The following is a 932-nucleotide window of genomic DNA, read 5'->3' on the forward strand; positions in this document are numbered from 1 at the left end:
CGCGACCCTGCCGCCGCCATGATCCACACCGGCTCGTCCGTGTCGAGCGCGGTCGCGAGGTCGTGCACCACCTCGGCTCCGGACGCGGCCTCGGACGACGCCCACGCGGCGTCCCGGGTCAGCACGACGTTCCGGCGCCCCGGCAGCGGTCGGAAGCGTTCCGGCAGCGACTCCCACGTCCGACGGCCCATCACCACGGTGGCGTCACCCGTCACCTGTCGGAAGTGCGCGAGGTCCTCCGGCACGTGCCACGGCATCCCGCCGTCCGCGCCGATGACGCCGTTCGTCGCGCGCGCCCAGACCATGCCGACACCCCGGACGGGTTCGGCCCACGAGGACGACATCAGACGGCGACCGCGGCCCGGATCGCCGGGTGGTGGTGGTACCCGACGACCGTGAAGTCCTCGTACTCGTAGTCGTCGATCGAGTCACGCGGCGCGAGCTCGAGCGTCGGCGGCGCGTACGCCGTGCGGGACAGCTGCTCCTCGACCTGCTCGACGTGGTTGTCGTAGACGTGGCAGTCGCCGCCGGTCCACACGAACTCGCCGACCTCGAGGCCGGTCTGCGCCGCGATCATGTGGGTGAGCAGCGCGTACGAGGCGATGTTGAACGGGACACCGAGGAACATGTCCGCGCTCCGCTGGTAGAGCTGGCACGAGAGCTTGCCGTCCACGACGTAGAACTGGAAGAAGGCGTGGCACGGGGCGAGGGCCATCTCGGGGATGTCGGCGACGTTCCATGCCGAGACGATCAGGCGGCGCGAGTCCGGGTTCGTCCTGATCTGCTCGATGACCTGCGCGATCTGGTCGACGTGCTCCCCCGACGGCGTCGGCCACGAGCGCCACTGCACGCCGTAGACCGGACCGAGGTCGCCGTCCTCGTCCGCCCACTCGTTCCAGATCCGGACGCCGTGCTCCTGCAGCCAGCGGGCG

General features: G+C 70.8%; 2 protein-coding genes. Both read right to left on the reverse strand.

All coding sequences use genetic code 11. From position 1 onward, the window contains the following. On the reverse strand, positions 1–344 hold a 344-nt coding region (locus I5E_RS20760; RefSeq protein ID WP_022908664.1), incomplete at its 3' end, for a dihydrofolate reductase. Further along, on the reverse strand, positions 344–932 hold a 589-nt coding region (locus I5E_RS20765), incomplete at its 5' end, for a thymidylate synthase (protein ID WP_022908665.1). The genes I5E_RS20760 and I5E_RS20765, both read right to left, overlap by 1 nt.

Source organism: Curtobacterium sp. B18 (assembly GCF_000333375.1).
Taxonomy (GTDB): Bacteria; Actinomycetota; Actinomycetes; order Actinomycetales; family Microbacteriaceae; genus Curtobacterium.